General features: G+C 66.8%; 19 protein-coding genes. 3 read left to right on the top strand and 16 right to left on the bottom strand.

From position 1 onward, the window contains the following. Positions 1–35 precede the first annotated feature (35 nt). A complete protein-coding gene (gene gabT, locus AvAM_RS02730) occupies positions 36–1340 on the bottom strand; it encodes a 4-aminobutyrate--2-oxoglutarate transaminase (RefSeq protein WP_137745618.1) in 1305 nt (434 codons plus the stop codon). Between the two features lie 190 nt (positions 1341–1530). Here gabT and AvAM_RS02725 point away from each other — a divergent pair, with 190 nt between their 5' ends. Next, a complete protein-coding gene (locus AvAM_RS02725) occupies positions 1531–2949 on the top strand; it encodes a PLP-dependent aminotransferase family protein (RefSeq protein ID WP_137745617.1) in 1419 nt (472 codons plus the stop codon). A gap of 118 nt (positions 2950–3067) precedes the next feature. Here the strand turns inward: AvAM_RS02725 and AvAM_RS02720 are convergent, their stop codons facing one another. From AvAM_RS02720 to AvAM_RS02675, 10 genes are all read right to left on the bottom strand, one after another. Continuing rightward, positions 3068–3742: a GntR family transcriptional regulator gene (locus AvAM_RS02720; RefSeq protein ID WP_137745616.1), complete on the bottom strand. Its 675-nt coding sequence runs from the start codon at positions 3740–3742 to the stop codon at positions 3068–3070. A 70-nt stretch (positions 3743–3812) separates the two neighbouring features. After that, positions 3813–4835, bottom strand: coding sequence for a TRAP transporter substrate-binding protein (locus tag AvAM_RS02715; protein ID WP_137745615.1), 1023 nt, complete (start codon positions 4833–4835; stop codon positions 3813–3815). A 60-nt stretch (positions 4836–4895) separates the two neighbouring features. Next, the gene (locus AvAM_RS02710) at positions 4896–6161 is read right to left on the bottom strand and encodes a TRAP transporter large permease (RefSeq protein ID WP_060985884.1); all 1266 of its coding nucleotides are present in this window, start codon (positions 6159–6161) and stop codon (positions 4896–4898) included. A gap of 32 nt (positions 6162–6193) precedes the next feature. After that, on the bottom strand, positions 6194–6829 hold the full coding sequence (locus AvAM_RS02705) for a TRAP transporter small permease (protein ID WP_137745614.1): 636 nt from the start codon (positions 6827–6829) through the stop codon (positions 6194–6196). Positions 6830–6973: 144 nt separating this feature from the next. Then, on the bottom strand, positions 6974–8335 hold the full coding sequence (locus tag AvAM_RS02700; protein ID WP_137745613.1) for an FAD-dependent oxidoreductase: 1362 nt from the start codon (positions 8333–8335) through the stop codon (positions 6974–6976). Beyond that, on the bottom strand, positions 8326–8622 hold the full coding sequence (locus tag AvAM_RS02695; protein WP_137745612.1) for a 2Fe-2S iron-sulfur cluster-binding protein: 297 nt from the start codon (positions 8620–8622) through the stop codon (positions 8326–8328). Before AvAM_RS02695 ends, AvAM_RS02700 begins: the two co-directional genes overlap by 10 nt. After that, entirely contained in the window at positions 8619–9734 is a 1116-nt protein-coding gene (locus tag AvAM_RS02690) for an FAD-binding oxidoreductase (protein ID WP_137745611.1), read from the bottom strand. The genes AvAM_RS02695 and AvAM_RS02690 overlap by 4 nt, the downstream gene beginning before the upstream one ends. Before the next feature lie 27 nt (positions 9735–9761). Continuing rightward, positions 9762–10721: a 4-hydroxyproline epimerase gene (locus AvAM_RS02685; RefSeq protein WP_137745610.1), complete on the bottom strand. Its 960-nt coding sequence runs from the start codon at positions 10719–10721 to the stop codon at positions 9762–9764. Between the two features lie 159 nt (positions 10722–10880). Continuing rightward, positions 10881–12032: a branched-chain amino acid ABC transporter substrate-binding protein gene (locus tag AvAM_RS02680; protein ID WP_137745609.1), complete on the bottom strand. Its 1152-nt coding sequence runs from the start codon at positions 12030–12032 to the stop codon at positions 10881–10883. Between the two features lie 75 nt (positions 12033–12107). Continuing rightward, positions 12108–13025, bottom strand: a complete 918-nt coding sequence (locus tag AvAM_RS02675; protein WP_137745608.1) for a dihydrodipicolinate synthase family protein — start codon at positions 13023–13025, stop codon at positions 12108–12110. 309 nt (positions 13026–13334) lie between these two features. On the opposite strand from AvAM_RS02675, the gene alaS reads away from it, so the two are divergent. Continuing rightward, positions 13335–15962 (top strand): alanine--tRNA ligase, encoded by a 2628-nt coding sequence (gene alaS / locus AvAM_RS02670; protein ID WP_137745607.1) that lies wholly within the window; start codon positions 13335–13337, stop codon positions 15960–15962. 92 nt (positions 15963–16054) lie between these two features. Beyond that, positions 16055–19039, top strand: a complete 2985-nt coding sequence (locus AvAM_RS02665; protein ID WP_249367895.1) for an HD domain-containing phosphohydrolase — start codon at positions 16055–16057, stop codon at positions 19037–19039. Positions 19040–19090: 51 nt separating this feature from the next. Here the strand turns inward: AvAM_RS02665 and AvAM_RS02660 are convergent, their stop codons facing one another. From AvAM_RS02660 to AvAM_RS02640, 5 genes are all read right to left on the bottom strand, one after another. Further along, positions 19091–20146 (bottom strand): GGDEF domain-containing protein, encoded by a 1056-nt coding sequence (locus AvAM_RS02660; RefSeq protein ID WP_137745606.1) that lies wholly within the window; start codon positions 20144–20146, stop codon positions 19091–19093. 44 nt (positions 20147–20190) lie between these two features. Further along, positions 20191–20946, bottom strand: coding sequence for a tRNA (guanosine(46)-N7)-methyltransferase TrmB (trmB, locus tag AvAM_RS02655; protein ID WP_375708134.1), 756 nt, complete (start codon positions 20944–20946; stop codon positions 20191–20193). Beyond that, on the bottom strand, positions 20946–21923 hold the full coding sequence (gene gluQRS / locus AvAM_RS02650; protein ID WP_137745604.1) for a tRNA glutamyl-Q(34) synthetase GluQRS: 978 nt from the start codon (positions 21921–21923) through the stop codon (positions 20946–20948). The genes trmB and gluQRS overlap by 1 nt, the downstream gene beginning before the upstream one ends. After that, entirely contained in the window at positions 21920–22924 is a 1005-nt protein-coding gene (locus AvAM_RS02645) for an NAD(P)/FAD-dependent oxidoreductase (RefSeq protein WP_375708133.1), read from the bottom strand. The genes gluQRS and AvAM_RS02645 overlap by 4 nt, the downstream gene beginning before the upstream one ends. A 235-nt stretch (positions 22925–23159) precedes the next feature. Further along, positions 23160–24098, bottom strand: a complete 939-nt coding sequence (locus AvAM_RS02640) for a LysR family transcriptional regulator (protein ID WP_137745602.1) — start codon at positions 24096–24098, stop codon at positions 23160–23162. Positions 24099–24104 lie beyond the last annotated feature (6 nt).

Here is a 24104-nt window from a genome sequence, read left to right as displayed (position 1 = left end):
GTGCCTGGTAGGTGGAGTGAAGGGCCGGGCGCATGTCAGTGCGTGGCCGCAGTCACGGCCTCCAGGCTGTCGGCCAGGATGGCCAGGCCCTCGTGCAGCAGCTCGTCCGAGGCGGTCAGCGGCACCAGGATGCGGATCACATTGCCATGCGTGCCGCACGACAGCAGGATCAGCCCACGCCGCGCGGCCTCGGCCACCACCTGCTTGGTCAGGGCGGCGTCGGGGCGGCTGAGGTCGCCGTTCTCGAACAACTCAATCGCCACCATGGCGCCCAGGCCGCGCACGTCGCCAATGGCAGGCACCTTGGCTGCGGTGTCTTTGAGGCTGCGCACCAGCAGTGCGCCCATGTCCTGGCTGCGGGCCAGCAGGCTTTCTTGCGCAAAGGCCTCGATCACGGCCAGCGCGGCGGCGCAGGCCACGGGGCTGCCTGCGTAGGTGCCACCCAGGCCACCGGGGGCGGGGGCATCCATCACATCGGCCCGGCCCACCACGCCTGCCAGCGGGAAGCCGCCCGCCAGCGACTTGGCCGTGGTGATCAGGTCGGGCGCCACGGGCCACTGTTCGCTGGCAAACCAGGTGCCGGTGCGGCCTGCGCCGGTCTGCACTTCGTCGGCAATCAGCAGAATGCCGTAGCGGTCGGCCAGCGCCTTCAGGCCGCTGATGAATTCGGGTGGGGCGACGTAGAAGCCGCCTTCGCCCTGCACTGGCTCGACGATGAAGGCCGCCACGCGCTCGGGCTCGATGTCGTTCTTGAAGATCAGCTCCACCGAGTGCAGCGCCTGCTCCACGCTCACGCCGTGCAGCGCATTGGGGAACAGCGCGTGGTATGTCTCACCCGGGAATGGGCCAAACCCCGTCTTGTACGGAACGACCTTACCGGTGAGGCCCAGCGTGAGGTTGGTGCGGCCGTGGTAGCCGCCGGTGAAGGCGATCACGCCAGGGCGCTTGGTGTAGGCGCGGGCGATCTTGATGGCGTTTTCCACGGCCTCAGCGCCCGTGGTGAGCAGCAGGCTCTTTTTGGCAAACGCGCCGGGGGCCAGCGTGTTCAGGCGCTCGCACACTTCCACGTAGGGCTCGTACGCCACCACCTGAAAGCAGGTGTGGGTGTACAGGTCCAGCTGCGCCTTCACGGCGGCGATCACACCAGCGTGCAGGTGGCCGGTGTTGAGCACGGCGATGCCGCCGGCAAAGTCGATGAAGCGGCGGCCCTCCACATCCCACAGCTCGGCGTTGCGGGCCTTCTGGATGAAGAGGTCATGGGCCTGGCCCACGCCCCGGGCCACGGCGGCGTGGCGGCGGGTGAGGAGGGCGGCGTTGGTGAAGTGGCGGTCTTGCTGCATGGCGGTCGGCGTGGTGGTTGACGAGGAAATGAAGGAATGGGGCGGATTCTGGAAGTCGCGCCACACACCGTCCATGTACAGCGCAGCGCTGTTTGGCGCGCACTGTGCAGGTCTAGAATCCTGTACAGGCAATCCCTGATTTGGTGTGCGCCAAGCCGGTGCACAATTCGCCTCCTTTTTTCCCCTCCTGATGCTCACTCTCAGCCCGGACCTGCAGACACCGCTGGTCAGCCAGATCGTTGATGGGCTGCGGGGCCTGATCGTTGGGCAGGTGCTCAAACCCGGCAGCAAGCTCCCGTCCATCCGCGCTTTTGCCGCTGCGCATGGCGTGAGCGTGTTCACCGTGGTCGAGGCCTACGACCGCCTGGTGGCGCAGGGCTGGCTGGTGTCGCGCGCCAACGCGGGCTTTTTTGTGAAGCGGCGGGGCGACGAAGGCGCAGCGCCCGGGGCTGGTGCGCCAGCGCGGCCGGTGCCCCGTTTTGATGCGCGCTGGTACCTCAAACAAATTTTTGAAAACCGCAACCTGCCCATGAAGCCGGGCTGCGGCTGGCTGCCACACGACTGGCTGTTTGGCGATGCGGTCAAGCGCAGCATGCGCCAGCTGTCGTCCGATGGCCCGGAGCTGGACGGCTATGGCCTGCCCCACGGCCATATGGCCCTGCGCATGGTGGTGGCCGAATCACTGGCCGAGCACCACCTGGCGGTGGATGCCGAGCAGGTGCTGCTGACCCAGGGCTCCAGCCAGGCGCTGGACCTGGTGGCACGCCGCCTGGTCAAGCCTGGCGACGTGGTGCTGGTGGACGACCCCGGCTACCCCAACCTGCACTTCATGCTGCGTTTTGCGGGAGCGCAGGTGGTGGGCGTGCCGCGCACCCCCACGGGCTACGACCTGCCCGCGCTGGAGGCGCTGCTGGCCGCGCACCGGCCCACGGTGTTCTTCACCCAGCCGCGCCTGCAAAGCCCCACCTGCTCCATGGCGTCGGTCGCGCACCTGCACCGCCTGCTGCAGTTGGCCGAGCAACATGGTTTTGCGCTGGTGGAAAACGACATCTACGCCGACATGGATTCGACCGTGCGTCCCTCGCTGGCCAGCCTTGACCAGCTCAGCCGCGTGGTCTACATCGGCAGCTTCTCCAAGACCATCTCGCCCAACCTGCGCACGGGTTATGTGGCGGCGCGGCGCGATCTGCTGGATGAACTGGTGCAGCTCAAGATGATTTCGGGCCTGACGTCCTCCGAGATTACCGAGCGCATCACCTTCGGCGTGGTGACCGATGGCCGCTGGCGCAAGCACCTCAAGTCGCTGCGCGAGCGCCTGGCCGAGGCGCACCGTGCGGTGGGGCGGCGCTTGCTGAGCCTGGGCTTCGAGCTGTTCCATGAGCCCGAGGCAGGCATGTACCTATGGGCGCGCCACCCTGATCTGCCCGACAGCGCCGAGCTGTCGAAGGAGGCCACGGGCGCGGGCATCATGCTGGGCCCCGGCCAGCTGTTTCTCGTGGAGCCTCGCCCCACAGGCTGGCTGCGGTTCAACGTGTCGTTCAGCCAGGACGAGCGGCTGTGGCGCTTTCTGGAGCAGCGCATCCTGCTGGGGCAGCAGGTGGCGGAGTGATGGGTGATTTTTTGAAGGTTTTTAGGCCGTTACCGCGCTCTGGGCATGCCTTTTGTGCTATTAAATGGATAGCAATAGAGCCTGAATCAGGGCCTGAAGAGGGCCGTCGCAGCCCGCGTCAGCGGTCGATGATGCGGCGCGCAAACCGTTCCAGGTACTCCATCAGTTGCTCCGCCCCGGCCATGGCGTGGGCTTCGTCGCCGCTGGCAATGCCCTGGGCCAGCTGCATGTGGGCGCGTGCGCCTTCTGACACCTCGCCCTCGTGCTGGTAGGCATACCAGAAGCGCCTGCACTGCACGATGAGCGGCTGCACACATTTGACGGCCGAGTGGTTTTGGCTGGCCTGGTGCACCACCACGTCCAGCGCGTGGTCGGCCTGCATGTAGTCGTCCAGGTGGCCGCGTGCGGCGGCTTCCACCATCTTTTCGGCGCACTGCACGATGGCCTGGCGCTGCGGTGCCGTGGCGCGGCGCGCGGCGCACGATGCGATCAGGCGCTCCAGCACGCGGCGGGTCTGGATCACGTCCAGGTGGTCGGCCAGGTCGATGTGCGACACCAGCAGCCCGCGCCGGGGCTGCTGCGCAATCAGCCCGATGGAGACCATGCGCAGCAGCGCCTCGCGCACGGGGGTGCGGCCGAGGCCCGTGCTTTCCACAATCTCGGCCTCCACCACGGGCGAACCGGGCTGCAGCTGCAGGGTGGAGATCATGGCCTCGATGGCGTCATAGGCCACGTCGGCCGCGCGCCGTTTGGGCGCGGGGTCTCGCTGGGTGGGGGCACTGCGGGTGGTCATGGGGAGCAGGGTGTGGGGAGCGGGGTTGCGGACCGCATCTTAGTGGCTTGCGGTAGCGGCCCCGCTGCCATCAGGCCAGGCTGGCGCCCGCCTTGCGCAGCTCGGCAATCTGCGGTGCCTTGGGCAGCCACAATTTGTCAAACTCCTGGATGGTGCTGTCGGGGTTGAAGGCCGATGCTGTCTTGAACGCGATGGACGTGCCCTTGAACTTCTCGATCAGCCCGGCCTCGGTGGTCACGATGTCGTTGATCTGCGCATCGAGCGACTGGGCCACCAGCTTGCGGATGATGTCCTTGTCCTTGGCGTCCAGCCCTTGCCAGATGCGGCCGGAGACCAGCGGAGCAAACGGCATGAACAGCGCATTCATCTGCAGCAGCGTCTTGGCCACCTTGTCGAAGCGCTGGTTCCACGAGAACTCGATGTCGGCCTCCAGCCCGTCCACCTGGCCGTTGCTCATCGCATCGAACACCTGGGGTGTGGGGATGGGCGTGGGGGCGGCGCCCAGCATTTGATAAAAGTCGCGGTACACGGGCGTGGGGTTGATGCGCAGCTTCATACCCTTGATGTCGGTGGGCAGGTTGATGTCCTTGGTGGAGAAAACGGCGCGCATGCCGGTGATGCCCCAGCCCAGGCCGATGGTGCCGGTCTCGCGCGGCAGCACCTCCAGCAGCTTGGTGGCGGCGGGGTGTTTGACCAGCTTGGCCACGGCGGGCGTGGAGCGCACGAGGTAGGGTGCGTTGATGGCCGCGATGCTCGACACCCGCGAGCCCAGCTCGGCCGCCTGGATCCAGCCCATGTCGAGCGCGCCGGACTGCAGCTGCTGCATCATCGCGGCCTCGTTGCCCAACTGGCCCGAGTGGAAGACGGTGACGCTCAGGCGGCCGTCGGTTTCCTTCTTCAGCGCCTCGCCAAACTGCAGCGCAGCGCGGTTCCAGGAGTGGCCTGCGGGCGTTATCAGGCCCAGGCGGAATTCCTTGGCATCTGCTGCCCGCACCAGGGCTGGAAAGCCCAGCCCCGTGACGGCGGCTGCGGCCACGGCGTGGCTCTGGATGAAGTGGCGGCGGGAGACTGGGCGGGCAGGCTGGGTCGTCATGGTGAACTCCGTGTGAAAGAACGTTGGGACGGGGACGGATCTGTCGGACGGCATGCCCCGCTACTTGAGCAGGCCGAGCGACAGGCTGGGGAACAGCGACAACATCACCAGCGCCACGCAGCTGATGATGAAAAACGGCAGGGTCACGATGAACATCTTTCCGGGCTTGGCCCCGGTGACGGCCGACGCGACAAAAAAGCTCAGGCCCACGGGCGGGGTCATCAGCCCCAACACCAGGTTGACGACGATCACCACACCAAAGTGGCGCGGGTCGATGTGATAGACCTCGGTGGCAATCGGCAACAGGATGGGCGCGGTCATGATGAGGCCGGGGATGCCGTCGATTACCGTGCCGATGACCAGCAGGATGACGTTGGTGAGCAGCAGGAAGGTGACCGGGTCGTGCGCCACCGTCTGCACCCAGGCGGCCACCATCTGCGGCACCTTGCCGTAGATCAGCAGCCACGAGAACACGGCCGCCGCCGCCACCAGAAACAGCACGATGGCCGAGTAGATGGCCGAGCGCAGCAGGATGGCTGGCATGGCGCTGAACCGGAACTCCTTGGTCACATACCGGCCCACCAGCGCCGAGACCAGCGCGCCCACGGCGGCCGATTCGGTGGGGTTGGCCACGCCGCTCAGGATGGATCCGACGATGATGATGGGGATGAGCAGCGTGGGGCTGGCCTGCACCACGGTGCGTGCGCGCTGGGCCAGCGTGCGCTTTTCGCTGCGCGGGTAGTTGTAGACAAAACCCATGAGCGCGATCACCACAAAGAACAGCAGCGTGAGCAGCACGCCGGGCAGGATGCCCGCAATCAGCATGTCGCCCACGGCCACTTGGGCCAGCACGCTGTAGACCACAAACATCACTGAGGGCGGGATGATGGGGCCCAGCATCCCGCCATACACCGTGAGGCCCGCCGCAAAGGTCTTGTCGTAACCCTGCTTCTCCATCTCGGGCACCATGACCTGCGACATGATGGCCACCTGCGCGGTGGCCGAGCCGATGATGGAAGACACCAGCATGTTGGCCAGGATGTTCACATAGGCCAGGCCGCCTTTGACGGAGCCGATGAAGGCCATGGACAGGTCCACCAGCCGCCGCGTGATGCCGCCGCTGTTCATGATTTCGCCGATCAGGATGAACAGCGGAATGGCGATGAGGCCATAGCTGTCCACCCCACCAAACATCTGCATGGGGAAGGACTGGAACAGCACCGGGCTGCCGATGCTGAGGATGTACACCGCGCCCGACAGGCACAGGCACACGCCGATGGGCACACCCACCATCAAGGCGGCGAGGAAGAACAGGGTGGTGATCATGGTCGGGGCTCGGTGGGTTTGCAGGGGAGCGTTCAGTTCACGGCGTCGGCGTTGACCACGTCAAAGCCTGCGTGCTGCACACGCTCTGCGGCGCCCATGTCTTCGAGCAGGTTGGCTAGCGCATGCACGCTGAAGGTGGCCGAGAAGATCGGCAGGATCAGCTGCAGCACCCAGGTGGGCCAGTTCAGCGTCTGGGTGCGCTCGGTGTAGAGGAAGTTGAAGCTCTCGGCCGCAAACTCTTTGGCGTCAAAGCCGTAGCGTGCAATGCCGATGGGGTCCATCCACACCCAGCACATCACCAGCATGGCCAGGCCAAACAGCAGCACGCCGGATGTGGCCACCACCTTGAACGCCTGGGCTCCCCGCGCGCCGAGGTGGTCGGTCAGCATGGTCACGGCAAAGTCCATGCGCAGCCGCGTCATGATCGAGGCGCCCACAAAGGTCAGCCACACAACGGTGTAGACCGCCGCCTCGTCCACCCAATAGATGGGCATGCCGGTGTAGCGCGTGACCACGTTGAGCAGGATGAGCAGCACCAGCAGCGTCATCAGGCCGGTGAGCACCTGCCGCTCGGTGCGCAGGATGTGCGAAGACAGCGCCAGCACCCAGCGAACAGGTGCACGCGGCGTGGCAGCGGGTGGTGGGGCGGGGCTGTGGGTGGATGGCATGGTGCGGTGCTCGGGGTGGAAGGGGCTTGGACAGGCGGCTTGGTAAGGCTGGATTTTTAATATCTGGTAGATATATTTGTAAGCAAGATGAATGCCTGTTGCTTGTGGGGTGGGGTGCCGCTTCGGGCGTAAAAACGCAGCCGCTCAGGCAGGCGGCGCTGCGCTGGCGTCTTCCGGCGCAGGCCCGCCACAGGCGGCCAGGGTGGCAATGCGTGCAGGGGCCAGCAGGTGCCGGGGCGCGGCAGGGGCCCAGCCAAACAGGTGCTGTGTGGCCGCACCGCAGATGCGCCCCTGGCAGGCACCCATGCCGCAGCGGGTGTGCAACTTGGCATCGATCCAGCCCTGGCGTGCTGTCAGGTCGGCATAGGCCACGTCTTCACAGCGGCACACCAGGGTGTCGGGCCGGGGCAGGGTCTTGAGCTGCTCGTTCAGCACAAACGAAGTCTGCAGCGCCTGGGCAAAACCTTCCCAGCGCGCAAGCTGTGCGCGCAATGCCTGGGCCTGCTGCACGTGGCCCGCTGCGACACCTGCAGCGACATGGCCTGCAATCGCGCCCTGCACCAGGGCACGCTCGCTGCCGCCAAAGCCCGTGTTTTCCCCGGCCGCCAACACGCCCTGCACCGTGGTGCGCATCTGCGCATCCACCGCCAGGCCCAGGCCGCTGCTCAGCGGTCCGCCCAGCGTGCAACCGAGCAGCTGGCCCAGCTGGGTGTTGGGTACGAGGCCAAAGCCGCAGGCGATGCGGTCGCAGGTGATGGTTTCTTCTCCATGCACGCCCTTGCGCAGCCGCACGGACTGCACCTGGGTGGTGCCTTGCGCCTCCAGCACATGGGTGCTTGCGCGCAAGCCAGGGTGGATCAAGGTGAGCGCCTGCAGCGCCTTGGCTGGCCAGCGTGGCAGTTGTGCCGCAAAGCGCGCGAGCGATGCCCAGGGGGCCTGCTCGGCAATGCGCACCACGGTGGCGCCCGCCTGTGTGGCTGTGGCGGCGGCCGCCAGCAGTAGCGGGCCGGTGCCAGCAATCACGATGCGCTGGCCGCGCACGTCCAGCCCCGCCTTGATGAGGGCCTGCAGCGCACCCGCGCCCGTCACGCCGGGCAAGGTCCAGCCCGGGAAGGGCAACAGCAGCTCGCGTGCGCCGTTGCACAGGATGATGCGGTGGCTGTGCTGGGTCCAGCCCCGGTCCGCGTCTTCCAGCAGCAGGGCGGGGGCCTTGTCGGTGGGCTGGCTGGCCCCCAGACCCGCCACCCGGGTGCCGGTCAGCACGCGGATGTTGGGGTGTCGGGCAAGGTCGGTACGGTGTTGCTGCGCCAGCGGGGGCAGGGCCACCTGCGGGCCATCGCGCCAGATCTGGCCGCCGGGCTGGGGGTTGTCGTCCACCACCGTGATGGCCGCACCGCTGGGAGCAGCGGCCAGGGCTGCCGCCATGCCGGCCGGGCCCGCGCCGATGATGAGGACGTCGCAGCGTTCGTGCATGGGGGCTGGCGCAGGCAGGGGGGTCAGGGGCATGGCGTGGCGCTCCCGGGGGCCGTGCCTGCATCGGTGTCGATGGCCATGCCTTCGACGCACACCGTCTGGCAGGCGAGGCGGATGCGGCCCTGGATGCGCACGCGGCATTCGTGGCACACGCCCATGCCACACAGCGGCGCGCGCGCCTCGCCAGTGACCGAGGTGCGGGTGGTGCCCGGCGGTTGTTGCGCCAGCGCGGCAGCCACGCTGGTGCCCTCTGGCACTTGCCGGGGAATTCGGTTCACGACGATCTGCACGGTCGGAGTGTGGGAGGCGGGGCGCGTCATGCAGCACCCCACGAATCAAAACGCTGCGCGGCGTAGGGCATGGGGTCGATGGGTGGGGCGCTGCCGGTGATCTGCGCGGCCAGCAGCTGTGCGGTGGCGGGGGCCGTGGTCACGCCCAGCCCCTCGTGGCCCACGGCCAGCCACAGGTGGGCGCGCTCAGGGTGCGGGCCGATGATGGGCAAGCTGTCGGGCGTCGCGACGCGAAAACCCGTCCAGGTGCGAATCGCGTTCAGGTCCGCCAGGCCGGGCAGGTAGCCGAGCGCGCGCTGCAGCATGCGCGCGAGCACGGCGTTGTTGACGGCCGGGTCGGTGGTGTCGAACTCGCGCGACGAGCCGATCAGCAACTGCCCCGTGGGCCGGGGCTGCACGTTGAAGGCCACCGAGGTGCCATCGCTGTGGTGGGCGCTGGTGATGTAGCCCAGCTCCACCAACTGGTGGTGCACGGTGCCGGGGTAGCGGTCGGTGATGACGAGGTGGCCCTTTTTGGGTCGCAGCGGCAGGCCGGGGCACAGCTGCGGGGCGTGAATGCCGCTGGCCAGCACGATGGCGCCCGCGCTGCGCTGGCTGCCGTCGCGCAGGGTGACGGTCTGGCCGTCGATCTGCGTGGCTTCGGCCTGTTCGACCACCACGGTGCCATGCGCTGCGGCCTGGGCCACCAACCACTGGGCGGCACGCGGGGCATAAACCACGCTGTCGCCATTCACCTTCAGCGCGCCCGCCAGACCGGGGCGCAGCGCGGGTTCTGCGCGGGCGAGGGCTGCGGCATCCAGCATCTCGCAGGCCACGCCTTGTGCTTGCAAGGTGGCGCGCTTGGCGTGTGCGGCCTGCAGTTCTTCCTCGTTGGCGGCCAGCCAGAGCGTGCCGCAGGCGGTGAAGGCGCAGCCTGCATCCATCTGGGGCGCCCAGGCGTGCCAGAGGTCGAGCGACGATTTGCTCAGCGCCAGCTCAGCCGGGTTGTCATCCATCACCACCAGATGGCCCATGCCTGCCGCCGTGGCACCGCCCAGGCGCGCATCGATGATTCGCACCGACAGGCCCGCCCGCGCCAGCGCATGGGCACAGGCAGCGCCGACGATGCCAGCGCCGATCACAAGGACGTCGGTGGTTTGCATGGGGTCTGTGCGGTGGAAAAGCGCGGTTTACAGCCGGATGCCCCAGCCGAACGGGTCTGCGTCGTCGATCAGCAGGGTCGCCTCCGCGCTCATGTAGGCGCGGCCACGCAAGGTGGGGATGAGCTTGCCATCGTCCTGCAGCGTATAGCTGGCCTCGAACTGACTGCCGATGACGCTGGCCTGGCGCCACACTTGGCCCGGCTGCAGCTTGCCATCGGCGGCAAGGCAGGCAATCTTGGCGCTGGTGCCGGTGCCACAGGGGGAGCGGTCGTAGGCCTTGCCGGGGCACAGCACGTAGTTGCGGCTGTCCGCAGGCACATAGGCGGGATCAGCGGTGCTGCCGTCATCAGCGAAGAGTTCGATGTGGTCGATCTCGCCGCCGTTGTCGCCGCGAATGCCCTGGTCCTTCAGGGCCTGCTGGACGGCGTAGGTGTAGTGCATCAGCGCCTCCAGGTTGTCGCTGGCCACGCGCTGGCCATGGTCCGAGATCAAAAAGAACCAGTTACCGCCCCAGGCCACGTCACCCACCACGCGGCCGTAGCCGGGCACCTCCACCGCCAGCTGGTGGTGCAGGCGGTAGGCGGGCACATTGCGCACGCTTACCGAGCCATCGGTGTGCAAGGTGGTGGTGACGGTGCCCACCGGTGTTTCGATGCGGTGATCGCCAGGCTGGATGCGGCCCATGTGGGCCAGCGATGCGACCAGGCCAATCGTGCCGTGGCCACACATTCCCAGGTAGCCGCTGTTGTTGAAGAAGATCACGCCCGCCGCGTTGGCGGGGTCTTGCGGTGTGCAGAGCAGCGCCCCCACCACCACGTCGCTGCCGCGCGGCTCCAGCACCGTGGCGGCGCGCCAGGCATCGTGCTCGCGCGCCAAGCGCTCGCGCCGCTCGGCCATGCTGCCCGTACCCAGGTCAGGGAAGCCGCCGATGACGAGCCGCGTGGGCTCGCCACCGGTGTGGGAGTCAAGGATCTGGATGCGTTTCATGGTGACGTTTGGATCGGGTTGTGTGGTTCTTGGCGAAATCAAATCGTAGCGGGCGCACGAAGAGGCGCCGCCCCTGCCAGTGTCCCCGCGCAAGGGCCGCCCCGCCGCGCCGGGGGCGTCCCCCTCCGGGGGAAGGCGCCGCAGGCGACTCCGGGGGGCTTAGTAGCTTGCCAAAGGCACGGGCGCCGCGTTGCGGAAGGTCAGCACCGTGATGGGCGCCTGCTTCAGGTTGCCCTTGTCATCGTAGGCGTAGGTGCCCGCCACGCCCTGGTGGCTGGATTGCAGCATCTGTGCGCCGACCTTGGCAGGCTGGGTGGAGTTGGCCTTTTGCATGGCGTCGGCCATGAACATCACCTGGTCGTAGTAGGAGGCGGCATACGCGTCGGCATCAAGCTTGAAGCGTGCCTTGTACTTGGCCTTGAAGGCTGGGCCGTTGGCCACCTTGTCGAGCATGGTGCCGCCTTGGGCGCAGACCACGGTGTCGTTCACGGCCTCGCCACCCAGCTTGCCCACCTCGGGGCTGCACAGGGTGTCGCCACCCAGCAGTTTGGCGGTAAGGCCCAGTTGCTTCATCTGCCGTGCCATGGGCGCCGCTTGGGGCGCGTAGCCGCCAAAGAAGATGGCCTGGGGCTGCTTGGCCTTGAGGCTGGTGAGGATGGAGAGGAAGTCCGTGGACTTGTCGGTGGTGAATTCCTGGCCCACCACCGTCAGGCCCTGCTTCTTGGCCTCTTTGGTGAACTGGTCGGCCACGCCTTGGCCAAAGGCGGTGCGGTCGTCGATCACGGCCACCTGTTTCACTTTGAGCACCTGCGCGGCATAGATGGCCATGTTGGAGCCGATCTGCGTATCGCTGGCGATGATACGGAACAGGTTCTTGTAGCCGCCCTCCGTCACCTTGGGGTTGGTGCCCACCGTGGACACCATGGCGCCGCCGTCGTTGTAGACCCGCGACGCAGGGATGGCCACGCCCGAGCAGTAGGGGCCCATGACAAACTTGACGCCGCCGTCCACCAGCTTCTGCGCCACGCTCACGCCGGTGCGCGCATCGCACTGGTCATCTTCCGACACGAGTTCGAATTTCAGCGTCTTGCCCTCGACCACGATCTTTTTCGCGTTGAGTTCCTCGATGGCCAGGCGCACGCCGTTCTCGTTGTCCTTGCCGGCAAAGGCGTTGGGGCCCGAGAGCGGCCCGCTGTGGCCGATCTTGACGACCTGCTCTTGCGCGCTGGCATGGTGGGTCGTGCCCGCCAGCAGCAGGGCTGCAATGGCAGCGGGCGTGAGCGTCCGAAATCCGAAAGATGCACGTGTCATGGAAAACCTCTTGTGTGTGCGTGATGGAAAAGGCCGGTGTCTCGTCCGGCCCGGTGACAGGGACGTGGTGGCTCGTCAGGCCACGGACTGGTACTTTGTCGGGCGGGTTTCGAGCGCCTTGCGCACCACGCTCTCGACAAACGTGCGCTCTTCGCCCACCAGTGGCAGGCGGGGGCGGCGCATGTGTTCGGTGCCCACACCCACCAGCAGGTCGATGAGCTTGAGGTTCTGCACCAGTTTGTTGGACACATCCAGGTGCAGCATGGGCGTCATCCACTGGTACAGCGGCAGCGCCTCGGCAAATTGGCCGGCCTTCATCAGGTCGTACAGCGCTACGGTCTCGCGCGGGAAGGCGCAGCCCACGCCGGCCAGCAGACCGTCGCAGCCCAGGGCCAGGCCTTCGTAGGCCAGGTCGTCCACGCCCAGGAAGAGCTGGTAGCGGGTGCCTACGGTGTTGCGCAGGTCGGTGATGCGGCGGATGTCGCCCGTGCTTTCCTTGATGGCGGCGATCCACTCGCAGTCGGCCAGCTCCAGCATGTGTTCGGGCTTCAGGTCCACGCGGTAGGCCACGGGATTGTTGTAGACCATGAGCGGGCGCTGGGCCGCAGCTGCCATGGCGCGCACATTGGCCATGGCTTCGCGGGCGTCGGCCACGTAGATCACCGAGGGCATGACCATGTAGCCCGCCACGCCCAGTTTGTTGGCGCCGTCGATGTAGCGCAGGGCCTCGCGGGTGCTGGTTTCGGACACATTGGCCAGCACAGGTACGCGGCCGTCGGCCGCTTCCAGGGCGATCTTGGCGACCTGGAGCTTTTCTTCCAGGCTGAGGGTGCTGGCTTCGCCCAGCGAGCCGCAGGTGACCAGGCCGTGGATGCCGTTGCGGATCTGAAAGTCGATGTGGCGGGCCGTGCCTTCGGCGTCGATGGACTCGTCAGCGTGGAACTTGGTGGTGATGGCGGGAAAGATGCCTTGCCAGCGGGGTTGGGGATTCATGGAAGCGTGCTCCGGGTGGGTGAAGAATTTAAGTATGTTGTAAATATATTAAAGAAATATTTGAAATGCAATGGGCGTTTTCATCTTTTTGCAATGTGTGCGGAATGCGGTCTGACTGCAGGGATGTGCGATCGAGAGGGTTGTGTGGAGGTAGGCGCTGGCCGGTAGCTTGGCGGTGTCGCTCCCCAGCCACGGGATCCGAGGCGCCAAACCTATAATGAAAAGTTGGTCCCCATAGGGGCAGCGACAGGCAGCGCACAGGCGCGGGTCCTGCGGTCTGCCTGCTCCGTGCAACCACTCCACAACACCATGAGCACTCCCACTTTTTCTGTCGCCGACATCCGCAAGTCCTTCCTGGACTTCTTCGTCTCCAAGGGCCACACCGTTGTGGCATCGAGCCCCCTGGTGCCGAGCAACGACCCCACGCTGATGTTCACCAACTCGGGCATGGTGCAGTTCAAGGACGTGTTCCTGGGCACCGACAAGCGCCCCTACAACCGGGCGGTGTCCGTACAGGCCTGCCTGCGTGCCGGTGGCAAGCACAACGACCTGGAAAACGTGGGCTACACCGCGCGCCACCACACCTTCTTCGAGATGCTGGGCAACTGGTCGTTTGGCGACTACTTCAAGCGCGAATCGCTCAAGTGGGCCTGGGAGCTGCTGACGCAGGTCTACAAGCTGCCCCCCGAGCGCCTGCTGGCCACGGTGTACCAGGAAGACGACGAGGCCTATGACATCTGGACCAAGGAAATCGGCCTGCCGCCTGAGCGTGTGATCCGCATTGGCGACAACAAGGGCGGCCGCTACAAGTCCGACAACTTCTGGATGATGGCCGACACCGGCCCCTGCGGCCCCTGCTCCGAGATCTTTTACGACCACGGCCCGCACATTGCAGGTGGCCCTCCCGGTAGCCCGGATGAAGACGGCGACCGCTTCATCGAGATCTGGAACAACGTGTTCATGCAGTTCGACATGGCCGAAGACGGCTCGGTCACGCCGCTGCCCGCGCCCTGTGTGGACACCGGCATGGGCCTGGAGCGCTTGGCGGCCATCCTGCAACACGTGCACAGCAACTACGAGATCGACCTGTTTGACGCACTGATCAAGGCCGCCGGCCGCGAGACCGGCGTGGCGGACCTGAACAACAAGAGCCTGCGCGTGATTGCCGACCACATCCGCGCCACCGCGTTCCTGGTGAGCGACGGTGTGATCCCCAGCAACGAAGGCCGGGGCTACGTGCAGCGCCGCATCGTGCGCCGCGCCATCCGCCACGGCTACAAGCTGGGCAAGAAGACCCCGTTCTTCCACAAGCTGGTGGCCGACCTGGTGCGCCTGATGGGCGACGCCTATCCATCGCTGCGCGAGCAAGAGCAGCGCATCACCGACGTGCTCAAGACCGAAGAAGAGCGCTTCTTTGAAACGCTGGCCAACGGCATGGAAATTCTGGATGCAGCGCTGGACGGCGGCGCCAAGGTGCTGCCCGGCGACGTTGCGTTCAAGCTGCACGACACCTATGGCTTCCCGCTCGACCTGACCAACGACGTGTGCCGCGAGCGCGACGTGGAAGTGGACGAAGCCGGCTTCAAGACCGCCATGGAAAAGCAGAAGGCCCAGGCCCGTGCTGCAGGCAAGTTCAAGATGGACAAGGCGCTGGAGTACACCGGCGTGGCCAACCAGTTCACCGGCTACGAACACCTGTCCGAGACTGCAAAAATCGTAGCAATCTATGTAGATGGGACAGGCGCAGCGGCCCTGAAAGCCGGTCAAAACGGTGTGATGGTGCTGGACACGACCCCGTTCTACGCCGAAAGCGGCGGCCAGGTGGGGGACGAGGGCGTCATCACCAGCGGCTCGGCCCGTTTTGCGGTGGGCGACACGCTCAAGATCAAGGCCGATGTGTTTGGCCACCACGGCACGCTCGAAGAGGGCACGCTGAACGTGGGCGACACGGTGCAGGCACAGGTGAACACTGCCGTGCGCGCCGCCACCATGCGCAATCACTCGGTCACGCACATCATGCACAAGGCCTTGCGCGAAGTGCTGGGCAGCCACGTGCAGCAAAAAGGCAGCCTGGTCAATGCTGACCGCACGCGTTTCGACTTCACGCACAACGGCGCAGTGACTGCGGCCGAGATCCGCGAGATCGAGCGCCGCGTTAATGAAGAAATCCTGGCCAACCAGCCCACGCAGGCGCGCGTGATGGACATCGAGTCTGCCCAGAAGACTGGCGCCATGATGCTGTTCGGCGAGAAGTACGGCGAAACCGTGCGCGTGCTCGACATCGGCACCAGCCGTGAACTCTGCGGTGGCACCCACGTGCAGCGCACGGGCGATATCGGCCTGTTCAAGGTGGTGGGCGAAGGCGGCGTGGCCGCAGGCGTGCGCCGCATCGAGGCCGTCACTGGCATGAACGCATTGACCTATTTGCAGGAAGTCGAGACACAGGTCAGTTTTGTCGAGGGCTTTTACCAAACGACTGCTGACAAGTTGGAAGAGCGACTTCAAAAAGAGCGGGCTGAGAGATCGGCACTTGAGAAAGAAGTCACCGCCCTCAAGGGCAAGCTGGCTTCCGCCCAGGGCGACGAGCTGCTGACGCAGGCCGTGGACATCAAGGGCCTGAAGGTGCTGGCGGCCGTGCTGCCTGGTGCCGACGCCAAGACCCTGCGCGACACCATGGACAAGCTCAAGGACAAGCTCAAGACCGCTGCCATCGTGCTGGCCGCTGTGGACGGCGACAAGGTGCAGATAGCTGCAGGCGTGACCGCTGACAGCATTGGCAAGCTCAAGGCCGGTGAACTGGTCAACTTTGTGGCCCAGCAAGTGGGCGGCAAGGGTGGCGGCAAGCCCGACATGGCCATGGCCGGTGGCACCGACGCGGCCAAGCTGCCTGCGGCGCTGGCCTCGGTGACGGGCTGGGTCACACAGCAGCTGGGCTGATGCCCGGCACCACCCGGGCGGCATGGGCCACCGGGGTGGTGTTGCCAAAAAGGGGATGACGGGCGGCGGGCTTTCCCCCTACATTCAGCCGCATGGACGACACCATGCGCGAAAGCCCACCGGCGCCCAAGCCCACCGTGCCGGGCGATTCGCCGACCCTGCTCAGCCAGGGGGCGGCGGCAGACCTGCCCTGGTGGCGGCGCATCACAGTGCCGTTCGAGGTGTTGATCGCAACCGTGGTGGTTTCGGCCATGCTGCTGCTCACGGCGCTGCTGGTCTACCAGGTCAGCACCAGCGCACGGCAGGCCATCATTGCCGCATCTGACGACAGCGCGCAGCACATCAGCCAGCTGGTGGCTGAGCGGGTGCAGCGCATCGTGGACCCGGCCGATGCGTCCATTCGCCTGCTGGCGTTCGACCCCATTGCCTCGGCCACATCTCTGCCCGCGCGCATGCGCCGACTGCCGGTGCTGGCGCGCCTGCTGGGGCAAAACCCGCTGCTGTCGGCGGTGTTCATTGGTTACCCCGACGGTCAGTTTCTGCTGGTGCGCCCGGTGCGCGATGAGGCCATGCGCCTGCGGCTGGATGCGCCCCGAGAGACGGCCTTTCTGGTGCAGTCCATGGCGCGCGAGCGGGGCATGAGTGGCCTGGTGGGGCGCTGGAGCTATTACGACGCTGCACTGCGCCAGATCGATTCTTCCGTGCGGCCCGAGTACCGCTACGACCCGCGCACCCGGCCCTGGTATGCCGAGGCGGCAGAGAAAAACACCCAGATCCTCACCGCCCCGTACGTGTTCTTCACCACGCAGGAGGTGGGTGTCACGCTGAGCCAGCCCAGCGAAGACGGGCGCGCCGTGATTGGCCTCGATGTGGCGCTGACCGACCTGGGGCGCGAGATTGCCGGGCTGCGCCTGATGCCCCGCACCGAAATCGCGGTGGTGGACAAGGACCTGCGCGTGCTGGCCTACCCGGATATGTCTCGCGTGATCATGCGCGACGGCGCAACGTCCAGCCTGCGCCTGCGCATGCTGGACGACCTGGGGGTGAGCAGCCTGCAGGCCATGCAGGGGGCGGGGCTGCAAAGTGGCCAATCGCAACGTCTGGTGGCCGATGGCGAGGAGTGGCTGACCCGCGCCCTGCCGCTTGAATCCATGCGCTGGCGCGGGCTGCAGATCCTGATGGCGATTCCCACCCAGGCGCTGCTGGCCGATGTGAACGAGAACCTGCGGCGCCAGGTGTGGCTGTCGGTGTCGCTCATTGGCCTCATGCTGCCCGTGGGCTGGCTGGCCGGGCGCCGCGTGGGGCGCAGCCTGTTTGGCTTGGCGTCGCAGGCGCGGGCGCTGGCGAGGTTCGACTTCCGGCGTGCGGATCGCCCGCTGTCGCCCGTGCGCGAGGTGCGTGACCTGGGGCAGGTGATGGACCGCATGTCGGACACCATCCAGGAGTTCCTGCACATCACCCACCACATCAGTGCCGAATCGCGCACCGATCTGATGTTGTCCAGCGTGTTGTACGAGCTGGTGCGTGCCACCAGCTGCACCGGGGGCGCGGTCTACATGGTCGAGCCCCAGCGCGCAGGGCTGCTGCGCACAGCGCGCTACTGCGAAGACCCCGCTCAGCAGTCCCGCTTTCCTGATCACCTGGGCATGGTGCATTTCATCAACCACACCCAGCCCCAGCCAGGCGACCAGCACGAGGACGATGACGACACGGAGCCAGTGCGAGTGCTGCGTGTGCAACTGCGCACGCGGGACGGGCAACCCCTGGGGCTGCTGGTGCTGCGGTATGTGGCCGACGCGTTGCAGGACGACGCGCATTTCCGCGCCTTTGTGGAGAAGCTCTCGGGCACGCTGTCGGTGGCGATTGAAACGCGCAACCTGATTGAAGCGCAAAAGAAGCTGCTGGACGCCGTGATCCGCCTGCTGGCCGATGCGATTGACGCCAAGAGCCCCTACACGGGCGGGCATTGCGAGCGGGTGCCACAGCTGGCCGAATCGCTGATGCAGCGCATGTGCGAGGCCAAGGAGGGGCCTTTTGCGCCTGTGTCCATGACGGACGCCGAGCGCTATGAATTCCGCCTGGGGGCCTGGCTGCACGACTGCGGCAAGGTCACCAGCCCCGAGCACATCATCGACAAGGCCACCAAGCTGGAGACTCTGTACAACCGCATCCACGAGGTGCGCATGCGCTTTGAGGTGCTGTGGCGCGATGCCGAGCTGGACTACTGGAAGCAGCAGGTGACGGGGGTGGACCCGGTGCGCCTGCAGCGCGAGCTGCTGCAGCGGCGCGAGCAATTGCAGCAAGACTTTGCCTTTGTGGCTCGCTGCAACGTGGGCGGCGAATTCATGGCCGAGGCCGACATTGCCCGCCTCAAGGCCATGGGCCGCCAGGTGTGGCAGCGGCATTTTGACGACCGCCTGGGCCTGTCGGCTGCCGAGATGCTGCGGCTGGCCAACGTGCCCGCGCGCCCGCTGCCTGCCAACGAACCCCTGCTGGCCGACCGTCCCGAGCACATCGTGCCCTGGGGCACACGCAAGCCGCCGGTGGAGGCCGGCAACCCCGCCAACCGCTGGGGCTTTGACATGGTGCTGCCGCCGCAGGAGGCGCACCTGGGCGAGCTGCACAACCTGTCGATCCAGCGCGGCACGCTCACGGCGGAAGACCGCTTCAAGATCAACGACCACATCGTGCAGACCATCATCATGCTCAGCAGCCTGCCGTTTCCGCCACACCTGGCGCGGGTGCCGATGATTGCGGGCTCGCACCACGAAAAGCTGGATGGCACGGGCTACCCGCGCCGCCTCAAGGCCACCGAGCTGACCCTGGCCGACCGGGTGATGACCCTGGCCGACATCTTCGAGGCACTGACGGCCGCCGACAGGCCCTACAAGCCGCCCAAGACGCTGTCCGAGTCGCTCAAGATCATGGCGCACATGGTGCGCGACCGGCACATCGATGCCGAGGTGTTCCGGTTTTTCCTTGCCAGCGGCGTGTGGCGAGACTATGCGGAGCAGTTTCTTGCGCCTGCGCAGCGCGATGTGGTGGATGTGGACGCCATCCTGGCGTCACTGGCCTGATCAAGCCAGGGCGGGGCAGGTGGCGGGCAGGCGAGGGGGCGTCCGCCTGCGTCAGAACAGTTCGACGTCGTCGTTGGCGACCTTGGCCGTGAGGTGGCCATTGGCCACCAGGTCGTCATAGAAGCAGACCTGGTTGCGGCCGTGTTCCTTGGCGTAATAGAGCGCCTGGTCCGCCTGGCCCAGGATCTCGACTGGCGAGCCCTTGGTGGTGCAGACAAAACCCAGGCTCACAGTGACCCGGCCCACCTGCGGAAAGTTGTACTCCTGCACCGCTAGCCGGAAGCGGTTGAACACCTTGTGGGCCGTGCTCAGCGTGGTGGAGCGCAGCAGCACCACAAACTCCTCGCCGCCAAAGCGGAAGATGCGGTCGTGACTGCGAAACGAGCTGCGCAGGATGTTGGCAATCAGGATCAGCACCTCATCGCCATACAGGTGGCCAAAGCGGTCATTCACCTGCTTGAAGTGGTCGATATCCACCACGGCCAGCCATTGCTGCACGGGTTCGTGTTCATTGGCCACCGGGCTTTCTTCGGCCACCAGCGATTCGTTGGCGGCGCTGTTGCGGCTGGCCAGCCCGCTCATGGTGTGGCGCGAGAACTGCTCGTCAAACGTCTTGCGGTTGAACAGCCCGGTCAGCGCATCGCGCTCGCTGTAGTCGAGCAGGCTCTGGTAGTTCTGGTAGACCTGGAACACGCCCATGAGCACATCCAGCTTGTGGGCCGAGAACGGGCGCGACTGTGTGATCTCCAGGCAGGTGCTGACCTTGTCATGCATCCACACCGGCAGCCACAGCACATACCTGCCCTTGCGCGGCGAGGCCAGGGCGCTTTCGCCGTGGGTGTCCACGCAGCCGCGCAGCGCCGGGTAGTTGTCCAGCGGCTCGCGGCGGGGGTCTGCGGCGGCCTCCGAGTCGGTGGAGACCAACTGGCCGTTGTCCACCCAGGTGCGCGGGCGCACATAGGGAACGCCTGCATCGGTAAAAAGCTCCAGGGCCCGCACTTCGGTGATGCTGCTGAGTTTTTGCAGCGTGGACAACACCGACACCTCCAACCGCAGGTGGTCGCGGTGACCAGTCATCTCCACCAGGTTTTGCAGGATGGGTTTCATAGGCGGTGTTTGGCGGGCCGGTCGGGGCATGGTGGCTGGTGCTGCTAGTTGCGTCGCACGAACACCACGTCCCACACCCCATGCCCGAGCCGCAGGCCACGGTTCTCGAACTTAGTGAGGGGGCGGTAGTCGGGCTGCGGCGCAAAGCCGTTGGCGGTGTTCTGGAGCAGGGGCTCGGCGCTCAGCACCTGCAGCATCTGCTCTGCGTAGGGTTGCCAGTCGGTGGCGCAATGCAGGTAGCCACCGGGTTTGAGGCGGGCGGCCAGCTTGGCCACCAGCGGAGGCTGGATCAGGCGGCGCTTGTTGTGCTTCTTCTTGTGCCAGGGGTCGGGGAAGAAGATGTGCACGCCGTCCAGACTGCCTTCGGGCAGCATGTGGTCGATGACCTCCACCGCGTCGTGCTGCAGGATGCGGATGTTGGACAGGCCCTGCTCGCCGATGCGCTTGAGCAGCGCACCCACGCCGGGTTCATGCACTTCGCAGCACAGGAAGTTGTCGGCGGGGCGCACGCCGGCAATGTGGGCCGTGGCCTCGCCCATGCCAAAGCCGATTTCGAGCACCAGCGGGGCGCTGCGGCCAAAGGCGGCCGTGGCGTCCAGCGGGGCGGGGGCATATGGCAGAACAAAACGGGGGCCAAAGTCTTCAAACGCCTTGGCCTGGCCGGTGGTGGTGCGGCCTGCTCGGCGCACAAAGCTCTTGATGGTCTTGGGATGGGTCACGCCCGCAGGCGCAGCGCCGGGGGCGGAAGGAGCGGCAGCGGGCGCTGCGCTCAGGGGGGCGGAAACGAGGGTCGGTTCAATCACGGTGAGCCATTGTAGTTTCGTCGCCACGCCGCGACCCACTGTGTTTGTGCATCGCCCAGGCTATTGTTGTGCGGATGTTCCAGTGCGGGCAGGCCCAGCACCTGGGCGGCCTGCGACAGGGCCTGCAGCGGGTTGCCCAGGTCCAGCGCGCGGGCGCCGTTTTGCTTGGAGAGCTTTTCACCGTTGGCGCCACACACCAGCGGGGTGTGCAGATACCGGGGCGTGGGCACACCCAGGGCCTGCTGCAGCAGGATCTGGCGCGGGGTGTTGTCTGCCAGATCTTCGCCGCGCACCACGTCGGTGATGCCCTGGTCGGCGTCGTCCACCACCACGGCCAGCTGGTAGGCCCAGAGCCCGTCGGCCCGGTGCAGCACAAAGTCGCCCACGCTGCGGGCCACATCCTGCTGCTGCGGGCCCAGGCGACGATCACGCCAGTGCAGAATGTGGTTTGCTACTGAATTGATAGCTAATGGGGCATGTCCATCAGGCGGAAGAGCCTTTTTTTGCCTGAAATCCGTGGCATTGAACCGCCACGAGCGGCCCGTGCGGCCCCGCAGCCCGTGGCGGCAGGTGCCGGGGTAGGGCAGTGCGGCGTGGCGTTCGCGCGCATGGCCCAGCGCGGCCTGGGCGTCTTCGATGTCCTTGCGTGAGCAGGCACAGGGGTAGGCGTGGCCATGCGTCACCAGCTGGTCCAGCGCCCGCTGGTAGTGGGCAGAACGCGCCGACTGCCACTGGGGCTCGGCATCGGGCACCAGGCCACAGGTGGCCAGCTGCTGCAGGATGAAACGGTCGGAGCCCGGCACGCAGCGGGGGGTGTCCACGTCCTCGATGCGGACCAGCCACTGCCCGCCATGGGCGCGTGCATCAAGCCAGCTGGCGAGCGCCGCGACCAGTGAGCCCGCATGCAGCGGGCCCGTGGGGGAGGGGGCGAAGCGGCCCACGTAGCGCCCTGCGGCGCCCGTGGTCGCGCTCATGCCACCGCGAGTGCCAGCTCCAGGCCCGACACGAAGGCGTCTTCCACGCGGTGCCCCAGGCACCAGTCGCCACAGGCGCCCAGGCCCATGGCGGTGTCCCACAGGTGGCTTTTGCCCAGGGGGTGGGTGGTTTGTGCATAGCGCCAGCGGCGCGTGTCGGCATGGGCCGGGGTGGCGCGGATGCCGGTGACTTCGGCAAAGGCCTTGAGCAGCTTGGCCTGCACGCGGGCTTCGTCGTCTTCGAGGTGTTCTGCCGACCAGGCGGGACTGGCCTGCACCGTCCAGCGTTCGACCACATTGCGGCCGGGCTTGGACGATTCGCGTGCCAGCCAGGCGATGCGGTGGTGGGTGCTGCGCGCCGCGTTCCACTGCGGGCCCAGCGTGGTGAGGCCCGGGCGCACGGCCTGGGGGTAGGCCAGCATCAGCGTCCAGCACGGGGCGATGGCCACCTTGGAGAGGGCGTCGGTCAGGGGCGTGTCCACGGCCGAGCTGGCCAGCAGCGCCTGCGCAGGGACGGCGGGCTGGGCCAGCAGCACGGCGTCAAACCCGGCGTAGACATGCTGGCTGCCGCCAGGGCCTTCCGTGCGCAGTTGCCAGCCGGGGGTGTTCAAGGGATCAGGCTCAATGCGGGTCACGCGGGTGTTGGTGAGCAACTGGCCCGCCAGGCGCAGCGGCTCGGCCCAGGTGCCCACCAGGGCCTGCATGCCCGGGCTGGCCACCCAGTGGGCCTCGCGGTGGGGCAGGCCCGCAGCGGCCACGCGGCCTGCGGCGTCCAGCACCTGGACGGAATTGGCGCTCCAGCGCTTGCAGATGCCGGGCACGGTGTCGATGGCACGGGCAAAGCGCGGGTCGCGCACGGTGAAGTACTGGGCCCCGGCGTCAAAGTTGCCAAACGGGGTGTCGATGGTGGCGGTGCGGCCACCGGCCTGGGTAGATTTTTCAAACACCGTCACGCGGTGCCCGGCCTGCACCAGCGTGCGGGCGCAGGCAATGCCCGCCATGCCAGCGCCGATGATGGCGAAATGGCGCTGGGGTTTGCCCGATAGGGTGGTGGGGGCTGCGGGTGCCGCAACGGGGGCGGTGGTCGGGGCGCTGGTGCGTCGGAGCCGTTTGGCGGGGCGAGGATCGGGTGTGCTCATGGGAGGCCTTTCGGTGACGGTCGGCAGATGAAATGCAGTACAGAACCAACGGTGACCACTCTACACGCGCAGCCGGGGGATGGGCGCTTGATCGGGATCAGAAATGATGGTGGTTTTCCAGCAGAGCGCGGCGTGTGGCGGGGCTTTGCAGCTGGTTCAGCCACCACTGCAGCGCGCGGCCGGGTGCGGTGAAGCCGGGGCCGCCCCAGGCGTAGTGCACGCGCACGTTGCGCTCGGGCCGGGCCACGCGGCGGGCTACCAGGCGACCTGCCTCCAGGTAGGGGCGCACCATGGGTTCGGGCAGAAAGCCGCCGCCCAGGCCGCGCAGTTGCACCTGCACCTTGGCCTGCATGGTGTCCACCGTCAGCACATCCTGCCCGCCGAGCAGCCCCATGGTGGCGCCGCCGCGCGTGGCCGAATCGGCCACGGCCACAGCGCGGTGTTCGAGCAGCGTGGCGTCCGAAATCGGTTCGGGTGCGGAGGCCAGCGGGTGGTGGGGAGCCACCACGTAGATGAACAGCACATCGCCCAGCAGCCCTTGCTGGAGGCCCGCCACATTGTTGCTGGCCACCGATACGCCGATGGCCAGGTCGGCGCGGCCCGAGGTCAGGGCCTCCAGCGTGCCGGTCATGATGCCGTCGCGCAGCTTCAGGCGCGTGGGCGGCTGCATGGCGTAGAACGCGTCCACCAGCTCCAGCATGGTGTGGGGCGAGATGATGCCGTCGATGGACAGCGTGAGCTGCGGCTCCCAGCCCGTGGCCACGCGGCGCACGCGGTGGGCCACGGCGTCGATGTCCTGCAGCAGGCGGGCGCCTTCGCGCAGCAGCTCCACCCCGGCCTCGGTGGGACGGGCCTGGCGCGCGCTGCGGTCAAACAGCAGCACGTCCAGGGCATCTTCAATCTGCCGCACGCGGTAGGTGAGGGCGCTGGGCACCAAGCCCAGTTGCCGGGCGGCGGCGGCAAAGCTGCCCGCCTCGGCAATCACCTGCAGCATTGTCAGCGCATCGGGGGTGAGGACATCGCGGGCGTTTTGCATGGTGGT

The sequence above is a fragment of the Acidovorax sp. NB1 genome (assembly GCF_005405905.1).
Taxonomy (GTDB): Bacteria; Pseudomonadota; Gammaproteobacteria; order Burkholderiales; family Burkholderiaceae_C; genus Acidovorax.
This window is presented reverse-complemented; position numbering and strand designations above follow the sequence as displayed.

Excerpts from the sequence above, each read along its gene's own strand:
- gabT (WP_137745618.1), bottom strand. The coding sequence starts at position 1,340 with ATGCAGCAAGACCGCCACTTCACCAACGCCGCCCTCCTCACCCGCCGC.
- AvAM_RS02725 (WP_137745617.1), top strand. The coding sequence starts at position 1,531 with ATGCTCACTCTCAGCCCGGACCTGCAGACACCGCTGGTCAGCCAGATC.
- AvAM_RS02720 (WP_137745616.1), bottom strand. The coding sequence starts at position 3,742 with ATGACCACCCGCAGTGCCCCCACCCAGCGAGACCCCGCGCCCAAACGG.
- AvAM_RS02715 (WP_137745615.1), bottom strand. The coding sequence starts at position 4,835 with ATGACGACCCAGCCTGCCCGCCCAGTCTCCCGCCGCCACTTCATCCAG.
- AvAM_RS02710 (WP_060985884.1), bottom strand. The coding sequence starts at position 6,161 with ATGATCACCACCCTGTTCTTCCTCGCCGCCTTGATGGTGGGTGTGCCC.
- AvAM_RS02705 (WP_137745614.1), bottom strand. The coding sequence starts at position 6,829 with ATGCCATCCACCCACAGCCCCGCCCCACCACCCGCTGCCACGCCGCGT.
- AvAM_RS02700 (WP_137745613.1), bottom strand. The coding sequence starts at position 8,335 with ATGCCCCTGACCCCCCTGCCTGCGCCAGCCCCCATGCACGAACGCTGC.
- AvAM_RS02695 (WP_137745612.1), bottom strand. The coding sequence starts at position 8,622 with ATGACGCGCCCCGCCTCCCACACTCCGACCGTGCAGATCGTCGTGAAC.
- AvAM_RS02690 (WP_137745611.1), bottom strand. The coding sequence starts at position 9,734 with ATGCAAACCACCGACGTCCTTGTGATCGGCGCTGGCATCGTCGGCGCT.
- AvAM_RS02685 (WP_137745610.1), bottom strand. The coding sequence starts at position 10,721 with ATGAAACGCATCCAGATCCTTGACTCCCACACCGGTGGCGAGCCCACG.
- AvAM_RS02680 (WP_137745609.1), bottom strand. The coding sequence starts at position 12,032 with ATGACACGTGCATCTTTCGGATTTCGGACGCTCACGCCCGCTGCCATT.
- AvAM_RS02675 (WP_137745608.1), bottom strand. The coding sequence starts at position 13,025 with ATGAATCCCCAACCCCGCTGGCAAGGCATCTTTCCCGCCATCACCACC.
- alaS (WP_137745607.1), top strand. The coding sequence starts at position 13,335 with ATGAGCACTCCCACTTTTTCTGTCGCCGACATCCGCAAGTCCTTCCTG.
- AvAM_RS02665 (WP_249367895.1), top strand. The coding sequence starts at position 16,055 with ATGGACGACACCATGCGCGAAAGCCCACCGGCGCCCAAGCCCACCGTG.
- AvAM_RS02660 (WP_137745606.1), bottom strand. The coding sequence starts at position 20,146 with ATGAAACCCATCCTGCAAAACCTGGTGGAGATGACTGGTCACCGCGAC.
- gluQRS (WP_137745604.1), bottom strand. The coding sequence starts at position 21,923 with ATGAGCGCGACCACGGGCGCCGCAGGGCGCTACGTGGGCCGCTTCGCC.
- AvAM_RS02645 (WP_375708133.1), bottom strand. The coding sequence starts at position 22,924 with ATGGCGGGCATTGCCTGCGCCCGCACGCTGGTGCAGGCCGGGCACCGC.
- AvAM_RS02640 (WP_137745602.1), bottom strand. The coding sequence starts at position 24,098 with ATGCAAAACGCCCGCGATGTCCTCACCCCCGATGCGCTGACAATGCTG.